Annotated in this window: 1 protein-coding gene; it reads left to right on the forward strand. The window is 53.7% G+C overall.

Going from position 1 to position 7,481, the window contains the following annotated elements; genetic code table 11:
- Positions 1–7,481 (forward strand): Calx-beta domain-containing protein (locus tag B2R17_RS15085; protein WP_286764633.1); only part of this gene is annotated, 7,481 nt, incomplete at both ends.

A 7,481-nucleotide genomic window follows, 5' to 3' on the forward strand; every position in this document is an offset into this window, starting at 1 on the left:
TTATTCACCGTGCGTTGCTTACTACGACGACAACGGCAACAATCTGAGCAATCTGGACAGCTATCTTCGAATCTTTGATTCGTCCGGCACGGACATCACGCCCGGTGGCTACTACAACTATGGGTATGCAAGCAGCCCGAACGACTACGGCGGCTACGGTTGGGCCGACGATTATCTTTCATTCACGGCAGATCAGACGGCGACGTACTACGTCGGGGTCAGTTCGCAGTCCAATACGTCGTACGCCCCAACGATGGGAGGTAGCGGATACGGGCATGCGAGTTACACGGGTGCTTACCGATTGCAGCTGCTCACCGACTCCGCACCAACGCCACAATTAAGCGTTTCGGACTTGAGCGTCGACGAAAGTTCCGGGCTTGCCAATGTCGAGGTCACGTTAAGCGTTGCCTCCGCAAACGCGGTGACTGTGGATTTTGCAACCGCAGACGGATCAGCAATCGACATTGACGACTACTCCGCAACGAGTGGCACCTTAACGTTCGCCCCCGGTGAAGTGTCCAAAACGATTCCAGTTGTGATCCTCGATGACGAGATCATGGAGTCAATGGAAGCATTTTCGGTCACACTTTCCAATCCGGTCGGGGCTCCGTTGGCCGACGCAACCGCCGACATCACCGTCCAAGATAACGATCCCGACTTGGCTGGCGATTCGATTGGTTCTGCGAACGCAATTACGGTTGAAGCTGGATCAATGCTCGAAATTGATGCGACAATTGGTGACGGGCTATATGGAGACGCCGACGTAGATCTGTACCAGATCTATATTGCGGCTGGTCAGACCGTAACGATCGATGTCGATGCTGAAATCGACGACAATGGCGTGAGCCTCAGTAATCTAGACAGCTATCTGCGTATTTTTGACTCAACCGGATCCGACGTTACTCCAGGAGGCTACTATGAAAGAAGCGGCTATGCCTCGAGCCAAAACGACTTTGGGCAAGTCTTCAAAGACGACTACTTAACTTTTACGGCAGCAAATAGCGGTGACTACTTCATCGGCGTTAGCGCCCAGTCCAACGCATGGTATTCCGCTACGAATGCTGGTAGCGGATCAGGCCAGTCCGCAGGCACCGGCGTCTATCGGCTGCAACTGCTCGCCGATTCGCCCCCAGTCCCAACCATCACTGTGGCGGACACCCTGGTTAGCGAAGATTCTGGCAGCATTGAAGTTGTTGTTTCCCTTAGTAGCGAGCTTGCAACAACTGCATCTGTGGAGTACTCAACTATCGAGGGCACAGCCAGTTCAGGAGCAGACTTTCAGCTCGCTTCTGGATTGATTGAGTTCGCGGCTGGAGAAACCACTCAGTCTTTTACTGTCAATCTATTTGATGACGACGTCCTAGAGGGAGAGGAGCAATTCTCCATCCTGCTATCAAATGCTACAAACGCTGAGGTTGGCGGCGCGGCAGTTGTGACGATTCAAGATGCAGAACCTGATACATTTCAAGATGTTCGCTTGGTGCGAGACACTGGTTTTGACATCAATGATCGAGTCACCATCGACCCACGCATTCAAGGAACCGTCTTTGGAGATTTTGGCGACGCGACGCTCACGATCGAATTTGATCATGATCAGGATGGGACGGTCGATGGATCAATCGTAGATATCGGAACGGCACGCAACTTTGTCTACGACGCTAGGGTTTTTGACAATTCGTTTGCTAGCCAAGTGGGAAGCGTCTCTATCGCATACCGCCTTGCCGTTAGCGAAACAACAGGCGAGTTATTGGCGCTTGATTGGAATTCATTTGATTTCCAGCTTGAAACGTTGCCAAAATCTCTGCTGCGAGTCGAGGAACTCGAATACCAGAATCATGTAGCCGGTGACCCCACTTTGTCGTCCGGATTGACCGGACTCCACCTTTCAGGACGCGTGGTCGGGCCGGATTCGCGCACTCAGTTTGGTGCGAGTCCAGAGCAGCAATCAGAGGAATGCGATTCGCAATCTGAGCCTTTCTTTGGTGATAGCTTTGATTCCATTCAGGTAGGTTCCTCTTTTGCAAGCGAGAACTTTGACATCAGTTGCCAGCTTGGGGGAGCGATTGGGGCGAATCCTGGTGAACCAATCCCAGGCCAAATAGAGTCGTTCAAAATTGAAATTGATGTTGACGGTGATGGGGCCCCTGACCTCCAGGCATCCACCGACGGCGACCGCTCCTTTTTGAAGCGACTCTCGGAGAACAATGGTATTTCCGGAACGGTCGCTGCGCGTGTTGTTGAGTGGAGCGTGGAGATGGCCGCATTTTTGGAGGGAGACTGGAGCTCCATTTTTATCCACCCGACCTCTTCCCAAGGACCAACCGCAACTACGGCTGAGTACATTTCCGTCGAAGACGACAATATTCTGGGGGCTTTGGGAAATGTCGCAGCTTTGCGTGGTAGCTTCCCGACGGAAGGATTCAGTCTCGTGGAAGTGGAGCTTGACCTAGATGGCGACGATATGCCTGATTTAACGACGATCGCTGATGAGAGCGGTGAATTCGTCATTCCGCTGGATGACCTGCCTTCTGGAAACCATACGGTACGTGTCCGCGGGAAAGCTTGGAGCGATTTAGGTGACAGTGAGGTTGCTGGCCCATGGAAAACGATTTACTTCAATCATCAATCTGCTTCGATTGCATCGGTCGAAACGTTCGAACTGCTTGTCGATAGCGGTTCAGACGCCAACGACAGTTCAACAACGAATGCCACCGTCATCGGAACACTGAGCACCGGAAACGGAGAGGCAGTCAACGTCTACATCGACTTTGACAATGACTACGTTGCTGATGTGACGATTCCAACTGAGGCCGGCGGCATGTTCGTCTATGACCCAGGTTCATTGGCGGTTGGCTACCAATCGGTACAGGCATGGACAGGGGCCATACCAACGTCTGGCAATTCGTCCCAATCCACTTCTCCTGTGGAAGTTCACTTCACCCTAACGGACACTGTTTCAACAACTCCCTCACTCCAGCTATCCCTCGCTGACGACACAGGGCAGCCCGATGACTCGATCACTTCCGATTCGCGTATCGAGGGTCAATTAACCGGAATCCAAAACGTTTCGAATCAGACAATCGAGTGGGACACGGATGGTGATTCAATTGCCGATGGGCAAACACGAACTGATGAAACCGGAAGCTTTGAGTTCGTGCCTACACTCACAAGCTACGGAGAACATACGGTTGACATCCGAGTTGTCGTATCGGATGAGGATGGATCACCGGTTTCTACGAGTGAATGGGAAAGCACCAGTTTCACATGGACAGAGCCTGACCGCACAGAAGAGACTGTCGCACAGCAAGCAGACTCAGGTGAGGACGGGTATTACGGCGATGGTTACGACTACGATCCGTACGAAGGCAACGAGAGTTCCAACGATTACAATTCATCGGTCTATCAGAGCCAGGAAAACGGAACTATTCATGGCCAAATTAGCGGGACGGAAACAGGCGACGTCGCCATCGTGGAAGTTGATACTGATGGCGACGGCACTGTGGACGTCTCGAAGGTGCTTACCGAGGATGGTCCGTTCGACCTAACTGTTTCTGAATCCACAATATTGGATTCAAACGCCATCTCACGAATCAAGATCATCCGAAGTGATGGAGACATCATTGAGACCGAGTGGGCGCCGGTTTACGACGACGGTGGCTACTACGGGGACGACAGCGACACTGAGGGCGCCGGATCGGATTCCCAGCAAACGGAAGACGAGTCAAACTACGCCGAATCGATCTCCAACGCTCACGAGGATCGGGCAGAAGCCCTGAGCGATGCCGACGACGCTTATGCCGAAGCAATCGAACAGGCGGATCTAGACTTCCAAGCCGCCGAAGACGCAGCCGAGGTAGCTTATCAAGCAGCACTCGGTGCCTTCACGGGTGACTTGACAACGGTTGATATCGAACCGATCGATTTAGCTGTCGGGAATCCGCTGACCTTCGTGTCCGTCCCCGGCAACAACCAACAGCCAACACCACCACTTCAGGCACCAACGTTCACCGGACCTGCCTATGATTTCGCTGGCGACGCGACCTACCAGGCCGAGACAGCCCAAGCGGAAAGAACTTCTTCGATGGCGCAGTCAGCTGCTCGTCAAGCTCGACGAAACCAGGACCGCTTGGCTCGCGAAGCATTCGACAACGCCCTTCGCAGTCAACGTGAATCAGACAGTGAGCAGCGGCAGCAGATCGCCGATGACAACAACGTCCGCCTCAACGACAACAACACTGGGGGAGAGAACGGGACCACCATCACCGACATCGATTCGGCAGCCCAGACTTATAACGATGGAATGCAAGGTGCGTACGACACATTCAATGAGAAGATAACCTCCGCTGCAAAATCCAGAAGCAAGACACAAGAGTCGGAAAGCAAAAAACTCAGCAAGGCGTACGAATCACACCGCGACAGCTACAATAGCGCTGTCGAGGCTGCATATGACGAGTACGCGGATGCGCTGGACACGGATCCGCCGCCATCAGACTCTGAGCGAGAGCAAGCACGCAGAGCTCGCGATCAGAAGATCCTTGATGCGGGAAAGCAGCGAGACCTCGACAATGCGGAAGCCAGTCACGAATACCAGATCGCAATGATCGACGCGAACAAAACCTATGCTCTGGCATACGTTAACGCGCAAAAGGCATACTCGGACACTGTGCGTCCGTTGCGAAAGGACTATGAATATGCATTGGCCGAGCACGCCAAAGACGTTGCAGACCGTCAAATCAACGCGGATGCTGAGCGTGAGCAGTCTCTCGCCGATCTGACCCATGGATCCAACACTGCGATCGCAGACGCACGAAAAATTTATGAATATGCCCTAGCGGCGAATGCGCATGCGGAAGCAATGGCGCTTCGTGACGCGGTTGCCCAGCGTGGTGTCGATCTAGCTCGTGCCAAACGCGACGCCATGCAGCGATGGAACAGTGCGGTTGCGACTCCCTGGACCGCCTATCAAGTGGACCTGTCTCAAAACCGCTTGGATCTTGCCCTTGCAATGCAGACGGCCAGCAGTACCCATGCAACGAGCGTCGCAGATGCCCAGAAGAAGCGGGCTGAGGACATTGCAGATGCCGACCGCGACCTCACTGTCGCGCTGGAAAACCAGAAACACCAAGCTGCCCCAGCGAAAATTGCATCGAAAAAGAAGGTTCGCCAAGAGACAGCCGCCGCCAAAGAAGGCAAGGCAAAAGCTCTTGCCGACGCTCGTGAAAAACTTGCCGAAGAGATGGCCGAAGCGTCTCACGAACTTGCCACGGACGGGATCGACTCGCAGCACACTTATGCCACAGCAATTGCGGACGCAAGCTTGGCATACAGCGTGAAAATGATCAACGCACGAAGACTTTACAAAGGGATCCGCCCTAGTACAGCTGCAAGTGCTTGGTCAACCTATGCCAAGGCCACAAACGATGCATACCGAACGCTAAGAATCGACTCCATCAATCAGTGGGCTACCTTTGCTGGCAAAGCTCGCAGTGCTTGGTCGGACTACAACGCCTCAACGCAAGAGGCGGAGGGTGAGCGCAGAACCTCGATCGCTGACGCGCAAAACACTTTTGCGGATGAGTCTGCCGCTCAATCGACGGGTGATGCTATCCTGCACGTTCAGCAAATTGCCAGTCATCGAAAGGCGATCAATGCGGCAACACTGACCTATGTCCAGTCAGTTGCACCAGCCAACAAATCCTACGACGACAAATTTGTTCAGGAAGCAGCCAACACATCGGTCGATGACGCTCAATCGCTAAAAGACTACTACTACGACGAAGCCAATCGATACAAAAATGCCATCGGTATCTGGCACGCATCGACCAACACAGTCTGGACTCAGTACTTCGTCAACATTGCCGCGAATAACCTGACATGGGCCATCAACGTTGGAGCGGCCGAGCTAGAATTTGCTCGTGACATCCGGACTGCAGACACGACCCGCCAAAACACTCATTCTGATGTGTCCCGGGGTATGTGGATTGACACGGCATCGGCACGGAAGACTCGAGAAGACAGCCTGGCAGATCAACGAGTGACCTTCGTGACTTCGATCGCACAAGCAGAGGCCGCTGCCGCGGACATCGGAACAGATGTCGGGGGAGAACGCGTTGATGACCAGGTGATCCGGGATGAAGAAGCCGCCGACGCGCAACGAGCATTCGCGGATGCCCATGCGAATGACGCTGCCGCAGCGGAAAAGGCGTACCAAATCGCTATGATTCACGCGAACACCGATTACTCCAACGCATCGATTTCTGCAACAGCCACGTTGCAAGGTACCATCGGTGATTCATACGAAGATACGTATTACGGTGAGTACGAAGACTACGAGGAAGAACAGCAAGCGTGGGACGAGCATCAGCAAACAGTCGAAGAAGCCGTTGAAGCTTATAATTCTGAAATGCAGGATGCGACCGACGTTTACAACACGGCCGGAAGCGATGCAACCGACGCCCTTCGTGAATCGCGACAAGGCCTCTTCAAACGCTGGGCTGAACACCAAGCTAAAAACCAGCAATTGCAAAAACAGGCAAAAATCTCTGAGGACGAAGTTGAACATGTCAACACGCTAGGGACCGCGACTCGTGACCTCGCTCAAAAAATACTCGATGCAACACGGAAATTTGCCAACGATCGTGCAGTGTCCCTGAGTGGTTACTCCACGACCGTCAACAACCTCTACCCCGCCGCTGCAACGTCGCGAACGTCGGCAGACAACCTGCATCGCTCCCAATCGACCATCGCGGGCAATAGTTACGATCGATCGGTCTACATTGCGGATGCTGCTAAACGTGAAGATGACATTGCCGTTCGCGGCATCTACGAAGCCGGCTGGTACACTGCATTGGCAATTTTCAATGCCTCGTTGCTCGGAACTGGCGACCCGCTGGCCGGACCTGCTTCGGATGCGGCCAACGCGGAAGCCACTTTCGCCAATCAGGTAAGGCTCGCTCGTGATGCTTATGAAGACGCCATTTCAATTGCGGGGCTCGCTCGGCTCAACAGCGTCCAGTCTGCTGAACTTGGTCGAATTCAGCAGCTGAACCTCGCTGAACTGGCCTACACGAACCTGACGGCACCGGCTCAAGCTGCCTACTCGATTGCAACCGCCATAGCTACCAACGCAATGGCCGCAGCAAAGACGATTGCTGAAGCGGAGTACGACAAAGCGGTGATGGATGCCGAAGCTGATTCAAACGATACATTGGCATCGGCTGCGAAGACTCGAGATGGCGCGATCAAAGATGCTGATGACGGTCGTGCAACAGAGGTCGGCGATGCCTACGACAACTTCTTCACCAACGAGGTCGACCACCCCACGTGGACGGACCGCACTTGGCATGACATCGACGCCGCAAATTACGGCTACTACGGTTGGGGCTGGGGATACTACGGCGGATATTATGGCGGGTACTATGGAGGCTATGGATACGGCTATGGAGGGTATGGATACGGCTATGGAGGGTATGGATACGGCT

Source organism: Rhodopirellula sp. UBA1907, from assembly GCF_002337565.1.
GTDB classification, from domain to species: Bacteria; Planctomycetota; Planctomycetia; order Pirellulales; family Pirellulaceae; genus Rhodopirellula; species Rhodopirellula europaea.